The 1,116-nt window shown below is 52.3% G+C and carries 1 protein-coding gene; it reads right to left on the reverse strand.

Features of this window, described 5'->3' with window-relative positions:
- Positions 1-1,116: hypothetical protein (locus tag QVO99_RS04120; RefSeq protein ID WP_288176948.1), on the reverse strand; the 1,116-nt coding region annotated here is incomplete at both ends.

The raw sequence follows: 1,116 nt of genomic DNA on the forward strand, positions 1-1,116 counted from the left end.
CCTTTTCAAGATGGGTTGTTTGCCCCTTTACCATTGGGGTTGAAACTATAACGTCTACGTCTTCCTGCAACGGTGTCCTGAAACTGATGAAGATTCGAGAAGCTGTTCTGTCGAGTTTTATGGACTTGTCCATATAATTACCATACAAACCTATACGCTTATACACAACGGCTCCGTCTTTGAGTGACTGTGCCCTGACTGTATACTCGCCTCGGACTGGTTCTTTGCCGACGCCCAATGTGGATCCTTCTCCAACATAGCGCCCATCCGGATCGAACCACCGGCATGAAACCCGCTCTGACCTCTCACTCAGCGAGAGATAGAAACTGCCGTTGTATATATAACTTTCCGGAACGATATCCAAAGCTTTACGCGGAAGGCTTCTCACTATGAAATTCTCTCCCCCCACGCATTTTCCCGTTGCATCATCTGTCACTGACACTGCAACATTATAGAAGCTCGTGTCCGGGATGGCTTCATCGGCAAAGAACGAACAGCCCAGACTTGTGGCGAGACATTCGCCTGCTTCCATGTTGATGCCGGAGATTTCCGCTCCGTTGCCCTCGACAATGAAGGTTCCAGAATTGGCTGCATCCTCTTTCACGCCATCAAGGGTATAGCGGTGGGAGGTGATGCCGGAAGAACGGAATTCTAGTTCTGCCTTCCTGAACAGGTCGTCACCGTCCTTGCCTATGACATTGAAGCGGAGGCTGTAGGACACAGGGGCGCCGTCGTGGTTTGCAAGGAATACGTTCCTCTCGTTTCCATAGGTGGCAGCCTGCACGCTCTTCAGAACGCTTGTGGCTTTATGGTCTGCCACGCCTTTGTCCGTGTCGTATATCACGGCGCGGTAGTTCAGTCCTACATTGTCGGATGAGATCTGCCCGGCAGTCTTCTTGTCGAATTTCTTCTCAAGCGTCACACTGGTTTCCCTGCCCGGGAGTATCGTGCCGTCAAGGGATGCCGTGGCGAACATGCCGCATGAATGGTCGCCGCTCGAAGGAGTGTCCCATCGCCAGCTGTCTGAAGCGGTGTCGTAGAAGGCTTCCGACCAATACAGGCTGACGGATTTGTCTGCCTGGCTGTATGGCTTCACACCGCGGTTCTTCACCTTCT

Source organism: Prevotella sp. CAG:592 (assembly GCF_000436015.1).
In the GTDB taxonomy this organism is placed as follows: Bacteria; Bacteroidota; Bacteroidia; order Bacteroidales; family Bacteroidaceae; genus Prevotella; species Prevotella pectinovora.